This is a genomic window from Cellulomonas sp. C5510 (assembly GCF_019797765.1).
In the GTDB taxonomy this organism is placed as follows: domain Bacteria; phylum Actinomycetota; class Actinomycetes; order Actinomycetales; family Cellulomonadaceae; genus Cellulomonas.
Window position 1 is genome coordinate 2268613 of sequence record NZ_CP081862.1, and the last position, 17562, is coordinate 2286174.

General features: G+C 75.4%; 15 protein-coding genes. 3 read left to right on the plus strand and 12 right to left on the minus strand.

Annotated features, from left to right (window positions below; translation table 11 throughout):
• Positions 1–129 precede the first annotated feature (129 nt).
• Complete coding sequence (gene zapE, locus K5O09_RS10610; protein ID WP_255595231.1) at positions 130–1185, minus strand: cell division protein ZapE; 1056 nt, start codon at positions 1183–1185, stop codon at positions 130–132.
• A 181-nt stretch (positions 1186–1366) separates the two neighbouring features.
• Between zapE and K5O09_RS10615 the strand changes: the two genes are divergently transcribed.
• The 3 genes from K5O09_RS10615 (at position 1367) to K5O09_RS10625 (ending at position 5281) form a co-directional block, all read left to right on the plus strand.
• Complete coding sequence (locus K5O09_RS10615; protein ID WP_222169527.1) at positions 1367–2155, plus strand: dihydrofolate reductase family protein; 789 nt, start codon at positions 1367–1369, stop codon at positions 2153–2155.
• 10 nt (positions 2156–2165) lie between these two features.
• The gene (locus K5O09_RS10620) at positions 2166–2651 is read left to right on the plus strand and encodes a hypothetical protein (RefSeq protein WP_222169528.1); all 486 of its coding nucleotides are present in this window, start codon (positions 2166–2168) and stop codon (positions 2649–2651) included.
• A gap of 86 nt (positions 2652–2737) precedes the next feature.
• Positions 2738–5281, plus strand: coding sequence for a helix-turn-helix transcriptional regulator (locus K5O09_RS10625; protein WP_222169529.1), 2544 nt, complete (start codon positions 2738–2740; stop codon positions 5279–5281).
• 52 nt (positions 5282–5333) lie between these two features.
• On the opposite strand, the gene K5O09_RS10630 is transcribed toward K5O09_RS10625, so the two are convergent.
• Genes K5O09_RS10630 through K5O09_RS10680 form a run of 11 tightly spaced genes read right to left on the minus strand, consistent with a single transcriptional unit; the run spans position 5334 to position 17279 of the window.
• Positions 5334–5621 carry a ferredoxin family protein gene (locus K5O09_RS10630; RefSeq protein WP_222169530.1) on the minus strand — a complete coding sequence of 96 codons (288 nt, stop codon included), beginning with the start codon at positions 5619–5621 and terminating at the stop codon, positions 5334–5336.
• On the minus strand, positions 5618–6913 hold the full coding sequence (locus tag K5O09_RS10635; RefSeq protein ID WP_222169531.1) for an FAD-dependent oxidoreductase: 1296 nt from the start codon (positions 6911–6913) through the stop codon (positions 5618–5620). Before K5O09_RS10635 ends, K5O09_RS10630 begins: the two co-directional genes overlap by 4 nt.
• Positions 6910–7836 (minus strand): electron transfer flavoprotein subunit alpha/FixB family protein, encoded by a 927-nt coding sequence (locus tag K5O09_RS10640; RefSeq protein ID WP_222169532.1) that lies wholly within the window; start codon positions 7834–7836, stop codon positions 6910–6912. Before K5O09_RS10640 ends, K5O09_RS10635 begins: the two co-directional genes overlap by 4 nt.
• Positions 7837–7851: 15 nt before the next feature.
• Entirely contained in the window at positions 7852–8634 is a 783-nt protein-coding gene (locus K5O09_RS10645) for a hypothetical protein (RefSeq protein WP_222169533.1), read from the minus strand.
• A gap of 32 nt (positions 8635–8666) precedes the next feature.
• Positions 8667–10049, minus strand: a complete 1383-nt coding sequence (locus tag K5O09_RS10650) for an MFS transporter (RefSeq protein ID WP_222169534.1) — start codon at positions 10047–10049, stop codon at positions 8667–8669.
• Positions 10040–10912 (minus strand): MaoC/PaaZ C-terminal domain-containing protein, encoded by an 873-nt coding sequence (locus K5O09_RS10655; protein ID WP_222169535.1) that lies wholly within the window; start codon positions 10910–10912, stop codon positions 10040–10042. The genes K5O09_RS10650 and K5O09_RS10655 overlap by 10 nt, the downstream gene beginning before the upstream one ends.
• 58 nt (positions 10913–10970) lie before the next feature.
• A complete protein-coding gene (locus K5O09_RS10660) occupies positions 10971–12521 on the minus strand; it encodes an AMP-binding protein (RefSeq protein WP_222169536.1) in 1551 nt (516 codons plus the stop codon).
• Between the two features lie 42 nt (positions 12522–12563).
• On the minus strand, positions 12564–13778 hold the full coding sequence (caiB, locus tag K5O09_RS10665; RefSeq protein WP_222169537.1) for an L-carnitine CoA-transferase: 1215 nt from the start codon (positions 13776–13778) through the stop codon (positions 12564–12566).
• Positions 13775–14908, minus strand: a complete 1134-nt coding sequence (caiA, locus tag K5O09_RS10670; protein WP_222169538.1) for a crotonobetainyl-CoA dehydrogenase — start codon at positions 14906–14908, stop codon at positions 13775–13777. Before caiA ends, caiB begins: the two co-directional genes overlap by 4 nt.
• Positions 14893–15915, minus strand: a complete 1023-nt coding sequence (locus K5O09_RS10675) for an alpha/beta hydrolase fold domain-containing protein (protein WP_222169539.1) — start codon at positions 15913–15915, stop codon at positions 14893–14895. Before K5O09_RS10675 ends, caiA begins: the two co-directional genes overlap by 16 nt.
• Positions 15915–17279 (minus strand): MFS transporter, encoded by a 1365-nt coding sequence (locus K5O09_RS10680; RefSeq protein WP_222169540.1) that lies wholly within the window; start codon positions 17277–17279, stop codon positions 15915–15917. The genes K5O09_RS10675 and K5O09_RS10680 overlap by 1 nt, the downstream gene beginning before the upstream one ends.
• Positions 17280–17562: the final 283 nt, after the last annotated feature.

Sequence of the window (17562 nt, forward strand, 5' to 3'; positions counted from 1 at the left end):
CCGGGCCGCGCCCTGACGTTCGGACCCGTCCCCACCGACACGCCCGGCGAGCCCGCACGAACGGATCCGCGACGACCGCCACGGGTGCACGGGTGCACGGGTGCACGGGTGCACGGGTGCGCGGCGGGGCTACGCCCGGGCGGCGGCCTCCTCGCGGCCCCGCTCCGCGAGCGAGCCGAGGCGGGACAGCGCCCGGAAGTACTTCTTGCGGTACCCGCCCGCGAGCATCTGCTCGCCGAACAGGGCCGACTCCCCCGCCCCTCCCAGCAGCACGGGCACGTCGCGGTCGTACAGCCGGTCCACCAGCACGACGAGCCGCAGGGCCACGTCCTGGTCCGGCACCGGCCCGACGCCCGTCAGACCCACCAGGTCCACGCCGTCCAGCAGCGCCCCGTACCGGGACGGGTGGACCGTGGCCAGGTGCCGCAGCAGCGACCCGAAGTCGTCGAGCGTCGCGGCCGGCGCCGAGGCGACGGCGTCCCGCACCGCCGCGTCGTCGAGCCCCGGGGCGTCGGTGACGACCGCGCGCTGGCGGTAGTCCTGCCCGTCGATGCGCAGCACCTCGAACCTCCCGGCCAGGTCCTGGATCTCCCGCAGGAAGTCGTCGGCGGCGAACCGGCCCTCGCCGAGCGACTCCGGCAGGGTGTTCGACGTGGCCGCCAGCGCCACCCCGCGGTCGGTGAGCTCGCGCAGCAGCCGGGACATGAGCACCGTGTCGCCGGGGTCGTCGAGCTCGAACTCGTCGATGCACACGAGGCGCCGGGTCGCGAGGGCGTCGACGGTCGGCCGGAACCCGAGGGCGCCGACCAGGTTGGTGTACTCGACGAACGTGCCGTAGGCGGAGGCATCCGGACCGACGGCGGTGGCGAGCGACGCCAGCAGGTGCGTCTTCCCGACGCCGAACCCGCCGTCCAGGTAGACCGCGGGCACGGCGGAGGGGCGGCGGCGCAGCCGGCGCAGCAGACCGCCGCTCCCGTCACCACCCGCGAGCGTCCCCGCGACCTCACGCAGCCGGACGAGCGCCGCCTGCTGGCTCGGGTAGCGCGCGTCGGGCCGGTACGTGTCGAACGACTCGTGCGCGAAGTGCCGTGGCGGCACGCGCTCGGCGAGGAGCCGGTCCGGAGCCACCTCCGGGCGGCGGTCGGTCAGGCTCGCCGTGGTCGGTGTGGCGGGGGTGGGGGTCACGGCCGCACAGCCTAGGCCGGGCGCCCGCCCGCGGCGAGGCAGCGCGCCCACCTGCCCGACCCGGGCCTGCCCGCGCCGAGATGCCAGGACACGCCCGGGATCCGGCACAGCGCGCCGGCGTGTCCTGGTGGCTCGGCGAGCGCCTGACACGCGGGGGCCGGCCGCCGCTAGCCTGACCGGCATGCCCCGCGAGCTCCCGCCCCTGGACGTGCTGCTGCCGCTCGACCGCGCGGGCGCGGTGCTCGCCCCCGGGGGCGACGAGCCGGACCTGCACGCCCTGTACGCCCACCCCGCCCCCCGGGACGGGCGCACGGCGGCGGTGCGGGCGAACATGATCGCCACCCTCGACGGCGCGGCGCAGGGGCCGGACGGGCGGTCGCGGAGCATCAACGGGCCCGCCGACTGGCGCGTGTTCCGGGTGATGCGGGCAGTCGCCGACGTGGTGCTGGTCGGTGCGGGGACGGCGCGCGCGGAGGGCTACACGCCGCTCGCGGTGCCCGCGGACCTGCGCGGGGTGCGGGCCGCCCGGGGCCAGGACCCGGAGCTGGCGCTGGCCGTGGTGTCGGCGTCCGGTGTGCTCCCGGAGGGGCTGCGGGGGACGGCACGGCCGCCGTACGTCGTGACGTCGGCGGCGTGCCCGCGCCTGGACGCCCTGCGCGGTGAGCTGGGCCCGGAGCGCGTGGTCGTCGCCGGTGACGACCACGTCGACCTCGCCGGGGCGTTGGCGACCCTCGCGGGACACGGCCTGACACGGGTGCTCGCGGAGGGCGGGCCGCGGCTGCTCACGGACCTCGTGGGGGCCGGCCTGGTGGACGAGCTCTGCCTGACGACGAGCCCGCTCGTGGTGGCCGGGCCGGCGCTGCGTGCCGTGCAGGGGCCGGACTGGGTCGGACCGCTGGCCGCCCGCCCGGAGCACCTGCTGCACCACGACGGGATGCTGCTCGGGCGCTGGACGCTCGCACGGCGATAGTCTCGACGGCGTGACCGACACCATCCTCGTCCTCACGGAGGACACCCTGGCCTCGGCGGACGTCGCCCACATCCTGTCGCTGCACGAGGGCGAGACGCTGGCGTACCGCGTCCTCGTGCCGGCGGACACCGAGCGGAACGTGCTGGTGTCCCTCGTGGACCAGCTCAGCCTCGGGGAGCTCCGCGAGGCGCTCGACACCGTCCTCGGGCGCGAGCCCCGGCCGTCGGAGGCCACCGCGGACGCCGCCGAGCAGCTCGCCGACAGCCTCGCCGCCTTCACCGCGGCCGGGGTCGCCGCCACGGGCACCGTCGTCGACGACGACCCGCTGCCGGCCCTGCGCGCCGCCGTCGCGTCCGAGGGCGCCCGCGAGGTCGTCGTGGTGACCTACCCGCACGCGCTCGAGGACACGTTCCACCGCGACTGGGCCTCCCGCGCGCGCGACGAGCTGCACGTCCCCGTCCTGCACCTGTACTCCGGGACGTCCGAGCTCGGCTGACGCACGGTCCGCACCACGGCGGTCGAGGCGGCCACCCGGACCTAGGGCACGGTCCGCCGCCCTGGTGCGTCGCTAGCGTGACGGGCGTGAGAGACGACGTCGTGCTTCACCCGGACACCGTGTCCCAGATCGTCGGCTACCTGCAGGACGGGACGCACGTCCAGGTCGTCGGCATGCGCGCGGCCGGACGGTCGTCCGTGCTCGAGCAGGTGGCCGACCGGCTCGCCGGGCTCGGGATCGCCGCGGTCCGCCTGCGCGGTGTCCGCGCCCTGCGGGACCGCACGCTGGGCGCGCTGGCCGTGGCCGGGGTCCCGCTCCCGAGCGCGCCGCAGCAGCTCCGCATGCTGAGCGCTGCGGTGGAGTCCCTGGAGCAGATGCTCGCTGCCCCGGGCTCGGTGCTGCTGGTCGACGACGCGGACGACCTGGACAGCGGGACGGTCGGCGCGGTGCTCGCCGCCCGGGCCCGTCTCGGCACCCGCGTGGTCATCGCCTGCGGCCGCGGGGGCGGCCCGGCGGCCGGTCTGCTCGCCGACGGACTCCAGCCGTCGGCCCGGGTCGCCGTCGACCCGCTGCCGTTCGCCGGTGTGCACCGGCTGCTGCACACGATGCTGGGGCGGGGGGTGGAGCCGACCGCGGTCGCGCGCGTCGCCGCGGCGACGGGCGGTCTGCCGGGCCTGGTGCAGGCGCTGGTCGACACGGCCCGCCGCGAGAACCGCCTGGTCGTCCGCGACGGCCTGTGGGTGGCGCGCGGCGACCTGTGGACCGCGTCGCTGGCGCAGACCGTCGAGCCGTTCCTCGCCGATCTCGACGACGACCTGCGCGAGGCGCTGACGGTGCTGGCCTTCGCCGGGACGGTGTCGCTGGCCGCCGCGGGCCGGCTCGCGGGCACCGCCGCCCTGGTGCGGCTCGAGGAGTCGGGCCTCGTGCAGGTGGTGACCGACGGCGACCACGCCCTCGTCGGCGTCTTCCCGCCGCTGCTCGCCGACTGCCTGGTGCAGGAGAGCGCGACGACCCGCGGCCTGCTGGTGCGCGCCCGCGTCGCCGAGGAGCTGCAGGGCGAGGAGTCCCTGCCCGCCGGGGTGCGCACGGCGGCGCCGCTCGCCGGCCGGCTCATCGCGCAGCGCTGGGAGCAGCGGTGCCGCGAGGCGCGCCGCCGCTGGGAGGCGGACCCGAGCGCCCGCGCCGGGGCGGAGCTGCTGGAGGCCATGCTGCTCACCCACGCCCGGCCCCACCAGGTGGAGCACGTGCTCGACCGCACGCGCGCCGACGCGGGCGACCCGGCGGACCGCGCCGCCTTCGTGGCCGCGCACGCCGCCTACCGGGGCCGGGAGTCCGGCTCCCCCGTCGCCGCGGCGCTGGTGGTCGCGGAGCTGGCGGACGACCTGCCGGGCCACGGGCCCGCGCTCGGCGCCGTGCTGGACCACCTGGCGCTGACCGGCGGGGCGCCGCTCGGCCGCGAGTCGTCGCCGCCCGACGGGGCCCCGGAGCCCGACGACGAGCTCGCGCGCGCCGTCCGGGCCGAGTCGCTCGTGGCGACCGGTCGCGCGCGGGAGGCCCTGGCTCTCCTCGACGGCCCGGAGCCGCAGGACGCGCAGGCCCGGTGGATCGCCGGCACCGCACGGGGGCTCGCCCTGCTGTACACCTGCGACGTCGCGGCCGCCGCCACGACCGCCCTGGCGGGCGTGGAGCGCGCCCGGCAGGAGCTGGACCCGGTGTCGCTGCTGGCGCACGCGTCGGTGGCGGGGCTGGCCCTCGCCGTGCAGGGACGCGCGATGGAGCTCGACGCGCTGGCGTGCGACGCCCTGGCGCTCAGCACCGCGTGCCCGCAGGAGCCGCAGCTCGTCACCGGCCTGATCGCACTGGCGGCCGAGGCCGCGACCTGGCAGGGCCACCGGGAGTTCGCCGAGTCGCTCGCGGTGCAGGCCCGCTCGCTGCCGTCGCGACGAGGGCCGCACCCGTACCAGTCGAGCGACCTGGTCGCGCCCCTGATCCAGGACGAGGACGACCCTGCCGTGGCCGCGGAGACGGCCGACCGGATCTGGCAGGTGGCGGTGGAGCGGCTCGAGGCCGGCTACCTGCCGGCCGGCATCGTGGCGGGCGTCGCCGCGGTGGAACGCCGTCCGGACGCGGCTCGCGCAGCCGTCCTGGCGGACGCCGCCGCGCGCTGCGACGCGCCGCTCCTGACGCACCTGGCGGCGTTCGCGGCTGCCGTCGCGTCCGGAGACCCGGACCGGCTGGCCGCACTGGAGCCGGAGCTCCGGCGAGCGGGGCTGCGGCAGTTCGCGGTCCGGGCCGCCGTGGCCCGGGCGGTGCGCCTGCTCGCCGACGGGCAGCCGGCCGCGGCGATCGAGCGGGCCGACACGGCGTGGAGCCAGGGCGGCCTGCGCGGCCGTGACCTGTGCGGGCTGTTCCTGCCGTTCGACCGGGCGGTGCGGCTGACGTCGCGGGAGCGCGAGGTCGCGGTGCTGGTGGCGCGGGGCCTGTCGTCCCCCGAGATCGCGACCCGGATGGTGCTGAGCGCCCGCACCGTCGAGCACCACATCCTGTCCGCCTGCCGGAAGGTCGGTGTGAACTCCCGGGAGGGGCTCGCGCGGGCGGCCCGCACGTGGCTGACCTGCACCCAGCGCTGACGCCCGGGCCGGGGCGGGGCGTCCCCGCGACGAGACGCCCCGCCCCGGCGGCTCAGCCCTCCCGGAAGGCGATGCCGAAGCCGCCGCGCGGGTAGGTCCATTCCAGGACGCCGGGGTCGGCGACGGCGAAGCACGCGCCGCACTCGAGGCACGCGGCGTGCTCGACGCCGACCGTGCCGTCCGCCTCACGCGTGTAGACCTTCGCGGGGCACACGGCGATCAGCCGGTCGCCGCAGCCGGTGCGGCGCGCGAGCTCCTGGTCGACGCGGATGTGCGGCTGCTCCTCGTCGGTGACGTAGCTGTTGGCCGCCAGCCGGTCGGGGATCGACGTCGTCCTCACAGCGCCCGCACCCCCGCCAGGCCGTCGCGGACCAGATCCCGCACCCGCACGGGCGAGCGCCGCAGCTCGGCGCGCGCCACGTCGAGCAGGTGGCGGCGCGGGGTCAGGTCGTGGTCGTACACGCGGTGCAGGACGTCACCCAGCAGCGCTCCGTAGTCGTGGTACATCCGCTCCCGTTCCAGGAAGGCCGGCGCCTTGGCGTAGGTCTGCAGGTCCCGCCCGGCGGTCGAGTCGAGGAGCTCCCTCCTGTACCCGGCCAGGCCGTCCCGTGAGGTGTCGCCGGTGTCGAGCGCCTGGCCGACGGCCGACGCCGCCGCGACACCCGAGGCGACCGCGAGGTCCATCCCCCGGACCGTGAGCCCGGTGTTGATCGTCAGCCCGGCGGCGTCGCCCACCACGACCATGCCGTCGGTGACGACCTCGCCGAGCATGGCCAGGCCGCCCTCGGCGACCAGGTGGCTGCCGTACTCGACGACCTCGCCGCCCTCGAGCAGCGGTGCGACGAACGGGTGCGCCAGGAAGTGGTCGAACACCGCCGCCGAGTCCTCGCGCTTCGCCACCAGGTCGTCCAGGCGCAGCACCACGCCGACGGACAGCGACGCGCGGTTCGTGTACAGGAACCCGCCCCCGCCGACCCCGCGCGTGCAGTCCCCGACCACGGCGTACGCGACGCCCTCGTCCCCGGTCAGGTGGAACCGCTCGCGCAGGCGCTCCTCGGGCAGCGCGACGACGGCCTTCACGCCGAGCGCGAGGTGGTGCAGCGGTTCGCGTCCGCGCAGGCCCGCGCCCCGGGCGACGAACGAGTTCACCCCGTCCGCCGCCACGACGACGTGGGCCCGCAGCTCGTCCTCCCCCGCGCGGACACCGACGACGCGGCCGTCCTCGCGCAGCACCTCGTCGACGCGCACGCCCGACAGCAGGTCGGCGCCGGCCTCCTCGCACTGCTCGGCGAGCCACGGGTCGAACCGGGCGCGCAGCACGGTCACCGCGTTCACAGGTTCCGCCAGCCGGCGGTCCTGGTAGTCGATGCCGACCGCGGACTCGGCGTTGAGCAGCTGGAGGTAGTTGCGGGTGATGCGGCGCTCGATCGGCGCGCGCTCGAGCAGGTCCGGGAAGACCTCCTCCAGGCCGCGCGAGTACAGCACCCCGCCGGACAGGTTCTTGGAGCCCGGCACCGCGCCGCGCTCCACGAGCGCGACGGACCGCCCGGCCTGCGCCAGCCGGTACGCGGTCACGCACCCGGCGATGCCCGCGCCGACGACGACGACGTCGAAGTCCGGCTCGGCGGTCACGAGGCCGCCCCCGCGCCCGCCGCACCGGCCAGCGCCTCGGTCAGCGCCGGGAGCACCTCGTACAGGTCGCCCACCACGCAGTAGTCGGCCTCCGCGAAGTACGGGCACCCCGGGTCGGTGTTGATGGCGACGACGGTCCCCGCGCCGCGGGCGCCCACGACGTGCTGGAGCTGCCCGGACACCCCGGCGGCGACGTACAGCTCGGGCGCGACGTGCTGGCCGGTGACCCCGACGTACCGGTCGTGCGGCAACCAGCCGACGCCCTCCGCGAGCGGCCGGGAGCACGCCACCTCGGCGCCGAGCGCCGCGGCGAGCCCCTCGACGAGCGCCAGGTCCTCCTGGCGGCGGACGCCCCGGCCGGCCGCGACCACGCGGGAAGCGCGGGAGAGGTCGACCGACGCGCGCTCCGCGACCCGCGTGGCCGTCACGACGACGCCCGGGTCCGCGGGCGCCACCACGGCGTCCACGACGGGCGCGGAACCGCCCTCGCCGGCGGCGCCGCCGTCGGTGACGACGACGGCCGTGCCCGTCACCCGCTCGGTCTGCTCCGCGATGCCGCCGAAGACCGACCGCGTCACGTCGACGCCCCCGTCCCCGACCGCGACGGTGCGGACCATGGTGAGGACGGGCGCCGACAGGCGCGCCGCGACGGCCCCGGCGAGCACGCGGTCGGCCGGTCGGGGCGCGGCCAGCACGAGCGCGGGCTCGGCGTCGGCGACGAGGGCGGCCACGGCGCCGGCGCAGGTCTCCACGGGGGCTCCGGGCGCGGGCTCGACCCGCAGCACCCGGTCGACGCCGGGGGTGCGTGCGACGGCGGCCGCCGTCTGCGCGTCGCCGACGACCACGGCGGTGGTGGTGCCGGCCGCCAGCTCGGCGAGGCGGCCGATGCGGGCGTCGCCCGCGGTGAGGATGTAGGTGGTCACGATGGTCTCCCTCGGTCAGATCACGGCGTCGGCGCGCAGCGCCGCCACCAGCTCGGCAGCCGCGGCGGACGCGTCGGAGGCGTCGACCACCTGGCGGCGGCGGGCCCGCAGCGCGGGCGGGGCGGTGCCGACGACGGCCGGCCCGGCGGGCAGCTCCACGGGGAGGGCGGCGAGGTCGAGCTGCTCGACCGGCCGCTTGCCCGCCGCGAGGATGTCCTTCATCCCGGGCACGCGCGGCACGACGGCGTCCGCCGCGACGGCGAGCACGGCGGGCCCGCGCACCGCGAGCTGCTCCGACCCCGCCCCGGTGGCACGCTCCACCGCGAGCTCCCCGGTGCCGCCGTCGACCGCCGAGACGGCGCCGACGCCGAGCAGGGCCGGCCAGCCGAGCGCGCCCGCCAGCACCGCGGGGACGAGCTGGGCGCCGGAGTCGACGGACGCGTCGCCCGCGAGCACCACGTCCACGTCGCCGACGTGCCGCACGAGCGCGGCGAGCGCCAGACCGGTCGCGGTGGTACCCGCGGAGGCGAGAGCCGGGTCGGCGAGCACGACCAGCCGGTCCAGCCCGCGCGAGAGCAGCGACTTGCGCGCCAGCGCCGAGGCCGCCTCGGGGCCGCCGACCGTGACGCCGACCAGCTCGGAGCCGGTCGCGTCGGCCAGCCGGCGACCGACCTCCACGGCGACGGGGTCGTACTCGGACACCGCGGGCTTGGCGCGGCTCCAGTCCACGGCGCCGTCGGGGCCGACGGACGCGTCCTGGGGGTTGGGGGCCCACTTGCAGGCCACGACGATGGTCATCGGGTGTCTCCTTGCGTCGGTGACCGCGGGGGTCACGGTCGGGGCGGCCCGCCGGGGCCGGGATCGGGCCGGCCACGGCCGGGCGGTCCCAACCGCAGAGCGGCGGACTCGGTGAGGGTGAGGCCGCGGGTCTCGGGTGCGGCGAGCACCGAGACGACGAGGCCGAGACCGGAGATGGCGGCGCCGGCGAGCATGGTCGCGCGGGTGCCGTGCGCGAGCAGGAAGCCCGGGAGCACGTAGGTGGACACGACGGTGCCGATGCGGCTCACCGCCATGGCGGCGCCGACGGCGGAGGCGCGGATCTCCGTCGGGAACAGCTCGTTCGGGTAGAGCCACTGGAGGTTGCCCGGCCCGCCGGAGAAGAACGCGTACAGGCCGAGGCACGCGACGACGGTCACCATCGCCGGTGACGGCAGGGCACCGAGCACCGCGAGCGCCGCGGTCATGATCGCGAAGCTGACGACGAGCAGCCGGCGGCGGCCGAGCGAGTTGGCCCAGTACATGGCGGGCAGGCAGCCCACGAGGAAGAACGTGCCGATGACGATCTCGCCGAGGGTCGCGACCTGGCGCTCCCCGAACCCGAGCTCGCCCATGATCTGCGGCCCGTAGGTGTAGATCGCGAACATGGGCGCGGCCTGGCAGAGCCAGATCGTCCCGACGAACAGCACCTTGCCGAGGTAGCCGCGGCGGAACAGGGCGGCGTAGGACTCGGTCTCGGCGGGCTCGGGCTCGAGCTGCACGTCCGCGCCGAGCACCCGGTGCACGATGGCCCGCGCCTCGTCGCCCCGGCCACGGCGGGCGAGCCACCGCGGCGACTCCGGGATGTCCCACCGTCCGACGAGGATGACCAGGCACGGCACGACCGCGCTGGCGAGCATCCACCGCCAGCCGCCGTCGACGTCGAGGAGCAGGTAGCCCACGAGGTAGGCCGCGTTGGCCCCGAGGTACCAGGCGGCGGCGATCAGCCCCATGGAGATCGAGCGGTGCCGGCGGGGCGTGAACTCCGCGACGAGCGACGTGGCGATCGGGTAGTCCGCCCCGATGACGACGCCGATCGCGAACCGCATCGCGACGAGCTGCCAGGGCGCGGCGACGAGGGCCGTGGCGGCGGAGATCACCGCGATGCCGACGATGTCGACCACGAACATCCGCTTGCGGCCGATGCGGTCGGTCAGGTAGCCGCCGACCGACGTGCCGAGGAACAGCCCGACGAGTGCCGCGACGCCGACCAGGGCGGTCCAGCGGGCGTCGAGGTCCAGCGCGGGCGTGAGCTGGATGAGCGCGACCCCGATGATGGACAGCACGTACCCGTCGAGGAACGGCCCGCCGGCGGAGAACAGCGTCACCCGCTTGAGGAACGGCGTCATCCCCACGTCGTCGAGCAGCACGGTCTGCCGCCCGGGGCTCAGCTCCACTCGACGACCCCCCAGTTGAGGTGCGGCTTGGCGGTCGGGTCGTCGGCGTCGACCAGGCGGAAGTGCGCCCGGTGCTCGTCCATCCGCCACAGCTCGGTGCGCAGCGTGGAGCCGGGGAGCACGGGGGCGGTGATGCGGGTCTTGAACCGCCGGAGCCGCTCGGGCTCGCCCGGGAACAGCGAGCGGATCGCGTGCCGGCAGACGACGCCGGCGAAGCTCACGGCGTGCAGGATGGGCCGGGGCTGGCCGTTCGCGGCGGCGTACTCCCAGTCCACGTGCTGCGGGTGGTAGTCCCCGGACAGCCGGTAGATCAGCGCCTGGTTCTCGGGGATCCGCTCCTCGACGGCGATGTCGGCGGGCCGGTCGGGCATCTCGACCAGGTCCTTGGGCGCGGCGGGCCCGCCCCAGCCGCCGTCGTAGATGAGGCAGTCCCACGACTCGTTCGTGAACAGCAGCGTCCCGTCCTCGTCGCGGGTCTCGCCGACGTGCTGCGCCAGCAGACCCTTGCCCGGCCCGCGGTCGTAGAGGCCCTTGAGGAGCACGCGGGTCGAGAGCCGCCCCTCGAGCCGCGTGATCGGCTGGTGGAACGTCAGGTCGAAGCTCCAGTGCAGGGACCCGGCGTAGTCGTACCCGTAGTCGATGGTGCGCGTGACCTCGGAGTCGACGATCGGCATGGCGCCGAAGGTCGGCAGCACCTTCATGTCCTTCTCGTAGACGTACTCGAGGTCGGTGCGGCCGTCCACGGCGCACCCGGACCCGAGCGCGAACAGGCTGAGGTCCCGGGTGGTGTACTCGCGCTCGAACGGGCCGAACCACTGCCCGACCATCTCGGTCTTGATCGCCATGTCGTGCTGCTCCTCCATCGGTGCGGGTGGTGCGGGGACGTACGGGGTCGTGCGGGGTCGTGCGGGGTCGCGCACGTCAGGTGCGGGCGCTGCGGGCGGAACCGGCGGAACCGGCGGCCGCGCGGGCGGACAGCGTCCCGGTGGCGACCTTGTAGCTGGCGGTGCGCGGCAGCCGGTCGGCGACCTGCACGGTGCCCGGGACGGCGGGCGCGGGCAGCCGCGCTGCGCAGTGGGCGCGGACGTCGGCCTCGGTGAGCGCGACGCCGGGCCGTGGGACCACGACGGCGAGCACCGCCTGGTCGTAGACCGGGTCCGGGACGCCGACCACCGCGGCCTGCGCGACGCCGGGGTGCTCCAGCAGCACCGCCTCGACGCGCGCCGGTGAGACGTTCTCGGCGCCGCGCTTGATGATCCGCGAGCGCCGGTCGAGGAAGTAGTACCAGCCGTCGGCGTCGACGTACCCGAGGTCACCGGTGCGCATCCAGCCGTCGGCGTCGTACGCCGCCGCGGTGGACTCCGGGTCGTCGAGGTACCCCGCCATGAGGCTGACGCCGGGCTCGCCTCGGAGCTGGATCTCCCCCGGCTCCCCGGGCGGCAGCGCGCGGCCGTCGGGGCCGGCGACGCGCGCCTCGTACCCGGGACCGACGCGGCCGATGGACGGCCAGCGCCGCTCGCCGGCGGGCGGGTCGGTGATCGCCCCGACCAGGCACTCGCTGGTGCCGTACGAGTTCAGCAGCCGGACGCCGAAGCGGCGCTCGTACTCCTGCTTCTCGGCGTCGGGCAGCGGCAGGTAGTACAGGACCTCGCGGACGTGGTGGTCCCGCTCCCCCGGCTCGACGGGCCGGCAGAGCTGGGTGCGCACGATCATCGCGATGGACTGCACGACGGTGGCGCGGTGCGCCTGCACCTGGTGCCAGAACCGCCGCGCCGAGTACCGCTCGACGACCACCAGGGTGGCGCCGGCCGCGATGACCGGCAGCAACGCGTTGAGCTGGAAGTTCACGTGGCACGCCGGCATGGTCGTCAGCAGCCGGTCCTCGGGGCCGAGCGTGGCCTGCCACTGCACGAAGCGCCCGGAGAACACCAGGTTGGCGTGGGTGAGGACGACGCCCTTGGGGGTGGCCGTCGACCCGGAGGTGAACACCACCCCGGCCGTGTCGTGTCCCGTGACGCCGGCACCGGGCGACGCGCCGGCACCGGACCCGACGGGCGCCGCGGCGTCCGCGGGCCCGACGACCCGCAGCCCGGGCACACCGGCGTACCGCCCGGCGGCCTCCGGGGTGCAGACGGCCAGCCGCGCCCGGACGCGCTGCGCCACGTGCGCGCACTCCGGGGCGGGGCTGCCCGGGTCCTGCACCACCGCGACGGCGCCGGACGCCATGACGGCCAGCAGGTGGCGCACCAGCTCGGCGCCCAGCGGCAGGTGCAGCACCACGGCGTCGCCCGGGCCGACCCCGAGCCGGCGCATCGCGGCGGCCGCCGACGCCACGAGCGCGTCGAACTGGCGGTACCCGTACGTGCGCACGGCGCCCGTCGCGTCCTCGGCCACCAGGAAGGGGTGGTCGCCCCGCCGGCCCACCTGCGCGTGCCACAGGTCGGCGAGCGTCTCCTCGCGTGCAGTGTCCATGGTCGTGCCGGGCCCGGGGCCGACGCCCCGGGCCCGAGTCGTTCACCCTCTCCGGATCGTCCCGTCGGCCGCCAGGCGCTCGATGCGCTCCGGCGCGTACCCCGCCTCCGCGAGCACGGTGTCGGTGTCCATGCCGAGCGTCGGCATGGGGCGCCAGATCCGGCCCGGGTGGCGGGCGAACTTCGGCACGATGCCGACGCCTCGGACCGGGTCGCCGTCGTGCGTCCGCCAGTCGACGATCGCCTCGCGCTGGGCCACGTGCTCCTCGGCCAGCAGGTCCTCGAACTCGAGCACGGCGTTCGCCGCGATGCCGACGGCCGACAGCTCGTCCTCCAGCTCCCGGGCCTTCTGCGTGAGGCAGAACGCGTCGAGGTGCTCCTCGATCAGCTGCGCCGCGGGGCCGTCGAGCCACAGCGCCGCCGTGTCCTCCGGGTAGTCCTCGGTCCCCCACAGGTGGCCGAGCCCGATGCGCTCCAGCAGGTACTTGTTCTGCGGGACGCCGTAGACGCACAGCCCGATGAAGCCGTCCGCGCACCGGTACTCGCCGATGCCGCACAGGTTGGGGTGCCGGGCGCCGGGGCGCGGGTACCGCGTGCCGGCGTTGAGGTAGTCCATGAGGTAGTACGCACCGACGCGGAGCATCACCTCGTACATCGCCACGTCGATGCTCTCGCCCTGCCCGGTGGTGCGGGCCTTGTGCAGGGCCGCGAGCGCGGAGGCCGTCACCATCTCGGAGGTGAAGTAGTCCCCGACGTACGGCAGCGGGGCCATGGGCTGCTCGGGGGTGCCGTTCTGCGCGAGGTAGCCGGAGTACGCCTGGACGGTGAGGTCGTAGGCGGCGCGGTTCACGCGCTCGGGCACCCCGTACTGGCCGAAGCCCGACACGTGCACGATCACGAGCGCGGGGTTGCGCTCCCAGAGCAGCTCGTCGGTGATGCCGCGCCGGGCGTACGTGGGGCCCTTGGACGACTCGATGAAGATGTCGGCGTCCGCGACGAGGTCGAGCAGCACCTCCCGGCCCTGCTCGGTGAACGGGTTGAGGGCGACGGACCGCTGGTTGCGGCGCTCCATCTCCTTGACCCACGCGGTGTCGCGCATGGAGTCGCCCGTGCGGGTGTTCTCGATCCACACGACGTCGGCGCCCCACTCGGCCATCAGCGCGGCGGCCGTGGGCGCGGCGATCTCGACCGCCGCGTAGACGACCTTCACGCCCGCCAGCACGCCGAACTCGGGGACGGCGCCCCCGGCGGCGGTCACCGGTACTCCTTGAGGGCCGCGCGGGCGACGGTCAGCACCATCATCTCGTCGGTGCCGCCGGAGATCCGCTCCACGCGCAGGTCCCGGTAGAACCGGGCCACCCGGTGGGCGCCGGTGACGGCGATGCCGCCCAGCACCTGGATCGCGTCGTCGACGACCTGCGCCGCCGCCTGCGTGCAGTACAGCTTGGCCATCGACGCGTCGCCCTTGCCGAGCAGGCCGTTGTCGGCCTTCCAGGCGGTCTCGTAGACCATCGCGCGCATGGTGGTGAGCGCGATGCGCATCCGGGCGATCTTGTCCTGCACGAGCTGGTAGCGGCCGATCGCCTGCCCGCCCTGCTCGCGCTGGTTCGCGTACCGCACGGCGTCCTCGAAGGCGCACAGCGCCCAGCCGTAGTCGCACGCCGCGACGAGGAACCGCTCGAGGTCGAAGTCCGCGACGGTGCGCGCGAAGCCCTGCCCCTCGCCGCCGAACCGGTCCTCCTCGCGCAGCTCCACCTGGTCGAAGTAGATCTCGCAGCACGAGTCCATCCGCAGACCCAGCTTGTCGAGCGGCTCGCGCGTGATGCCCGGCAGGGACAGGTCGACGAACCACTCGGTGTACTGGTCCATGTCGTCGGCGTCACGTGCCATGACCACGAGCTGGTCCACGCCCAGGGACGACGTGATGAACGTCTTGTGGCCGTTGAGGTACACCTTGCCGTCCCGGCGGGTGTACGTGGTGGACATCGCGGCGAAGCTGGAGCCGGCGCCCGGCTCGGTCATCGCGAAGTTCCAGATCTGCCGGCCGGTGCCGACGTAGGACAGGATCCGCTCGATCTGCTCCGGCGTGCCGACCTCCAGCACGGTGCGCAGCGTCGGCAGCTGGTAGAGCACGTACGTGGGCGCTCCCAGGCGGCCCAGCTCCTCCCAGACCGCCGCGACGGTCGTCCAGCCGGCGTCGAGCCCGCCGTGCTCCTCGGGCAGCAGGATCGTGTCGACCCCCAGCTCGCACAGCGCGGCGACCCAGCGCTGCGGGTACTCGTGGGCGGCGTCGCACTGCGCGAAGTACGGCTCCCAGCTCTCGCTCTCCATCAGCTCGCGGACGGCCTGGACCATCAGCTGCTGGTCCTCGGTCAGTCGGAAATCCATCGATGGGCCTCTCGGTTCTCCAGGGGGTGGTTCGCAGGCAGGTGCTCGCGGTGGAACGCGGCGCCCGCCGCCAGGGCCTCCCGGGCCTCGGGCAGCGTCCGGGAGCAGTGCAGGAAGCCGTGCAGCACGCCGGTCAGCACGTGCAGGCGGTGCGGCACGCCGTGGTGGTCCAGCAGCCCGGCGAGGGCCACGGAGTCGTCCAGCAGCGGGTCGAGGTCGGTCGCAGCCACGTAGGTGGGCGGCAGCGACGCGAGCAGGTCCGGGTCGGCGCCGAGGCAGTCGACGTACGGGCCGGCGAGGTCGTCCGGGCCGGAGGTGTAGGCCGCGGTGTAGAACGCGAGGTCCTCCGGGGCGAGCCCGTCCCACGGGCCGCCCAGCAGGCGGCGGGACGCGGAGTCGCGCAGCCCGTACAGCCCGTACCAGAGCAGCAGCGCCGACGGCTGCGGCCCGCCGGAGGCCCGGAGGTGCAGGGCCGTGGCCAGCGCCATCGCCGCACCCGCCGAGTCGCCGGCCAGCGCCACCGGCCCGGGCGGGACGCCCATGTCACCGGGGTGGGCCGCGAGGTGCCGCACGACGGCGGCGGCCTCCTCGACGGCCTGCGGCACCTTGGCCTCCGGCGACAGGCTGTACGCCACGCCGACCACGACCGCGCCGGTGGCGGCCGCCAGCTCCCGCAGGATGCGGTCGTAGGAGTCCAGGTCGCCGAGGACGAAGCCGCCGCCGTGCAGGTACACGAGGGTGCCGGCCGGGCCGCCGTCGCCGGCGAACGGCTCCGGGTGGTGCACCCGCACGGGCACGGGCCCGTGCGGGGTGGCCACGGCGGCCGACGTGCTGCGCGCCATCCGCGGACCGCCCTCGTTCCACCAGCGGTGCTCGGCGGCGTAGTTCGCCCGCAGCACCTCGAGGTCGGACCCGGGGCGGGCCAGCCGGGCCGCGAGGTCGGTCTGGATCTCCAGGACCTCCCGCATCCCCGGGGTGAGGCGCGCCAGCACGTCGACCGCCGCCATCAGGCCGCCGCCCCCACCGCCGCCGCGCCGGTGGTGTCGCCGGCGCCCGCGGCGTACGCGGCCTCCAGGCGGCCCCGGTGCGAGCGCACGTAGAGCTGCAGGGCGAGCGCGGCCAGCGCGGCCACCACCGCGATCCCGGCGAGGATCAGGAACACCGTGGGGTACGCGGTCGTGACGTCGCCCGCGGCCTCCGCGTCGTCGAGGATCGAGCCGAGCCAGATCGCGGAGAACGTGTCGGGCAGGAACCCGATGACCGACAGCACACCCGTCGCCGCGCCGAAGGCCGCCAGCGGCACCTTGCCCTCGGTCAGCATGCCGGAGCAGATGCCGAACACGCCGTTCGCGATGAACCCGAGCGCCACGGCCAGCACCGCGATCGCGACGATGCTGCCCTCCTCGCCCGGCAGCGCCGCGACGACGCCGAACGCGACGGCGGCGAGCGCCGAGCCGATCCAGATCACCAGCGAGGACTTCTTCGCCTTGTGGGCGAGCATCCCGAACAGCGGGCCGGCGAGCAGGGTGATGCCGTAGGTCCGCACGACCGAGACGGCGTTGGTGACCGTGGCGTCCGCACCGAGCGCCGTCATGTACGGCGCCGTGTAGGACGTGCAGGTGTAGAAGAAGTAGACGAAGAACAGGCAGGCCGACGTCAGCAGGACCACCGGGTTCGCCAGCGCCCGCCAGGCGTCCACGAGCACGGCCCGCACGGAGCCCTCACCGCTGATCTCGCCCTCGAACCGCGGGATGAACACCAGCGACAGCACACCGAGCAGCGCGATCATCGCGCCGATCACCAGCAGGAACGTACGGAACGCGCCCTGTGCGTCGTCGGCGAACGCCCCCAGCACCCACGTGCCGATGACCCCGATCAGCAGGCCGGCCGCGCCGTAGAACCCGTAGCTGATCCCGATGGAGCGCGAGTAGTCCTCCTCCGTGGAGACCAGCCGCACGAGCTTGTACCGCACGCCCCACCACAGCAGGATCGTGGACAGGCCCATGCCGATGAAGATGCCGATCAGCACGCCGAACGACGGCAGCATCGCGTACCAGAACGTCAGCACCGCGGTGGTGAAGAACCCCGTCGCGGACAGGGTGCGCATCCGGACCCTGTCCGCGATGAGGCCCGAGAACAGGTAGACCGCCACGGCGGTCCAGGCGTACGCGCTCATCAGCTGCCCGACCTGCGTGTTGGTCAGGTGCAGCGACTCGAGCTGCGCGTCGTAGAAGGTGTTCTTCAGGTAGGCCGGGGCATAGATCGTGCTGCTGCCCATGCTGACCAGGATCAGCACGATCCATCGACGGGCGGGGCTGAGCCCTGCCGCCCCGACCTCCCGGTCGGCCGAGCCGATAGTCCTGCGCGACATCCGACGCCCTCCTCAGCGAGCCCCGACTCCCGTGTCGGGGCGATCACGGGACAACCTGCCGGGTCCGCGGGGCCGCTCGGGGCGCTCGCGCACCGCCGGGTCGCGCTTGGGTAGGCCGCCCCTCGGCCTTGCGTACCGCGCGCGACGGGTTCGGTACCGGCGCCGGACGACTTTGCGAACCGGGTCACAAGGTAGTGCGCCGCGGGGCGTCGACCCTGGGACCGGGCCTGGGCCCCGGCCTGCGCGGACCCGGGCCGCGAGGGGCCCGCACGCAGCACGCCCC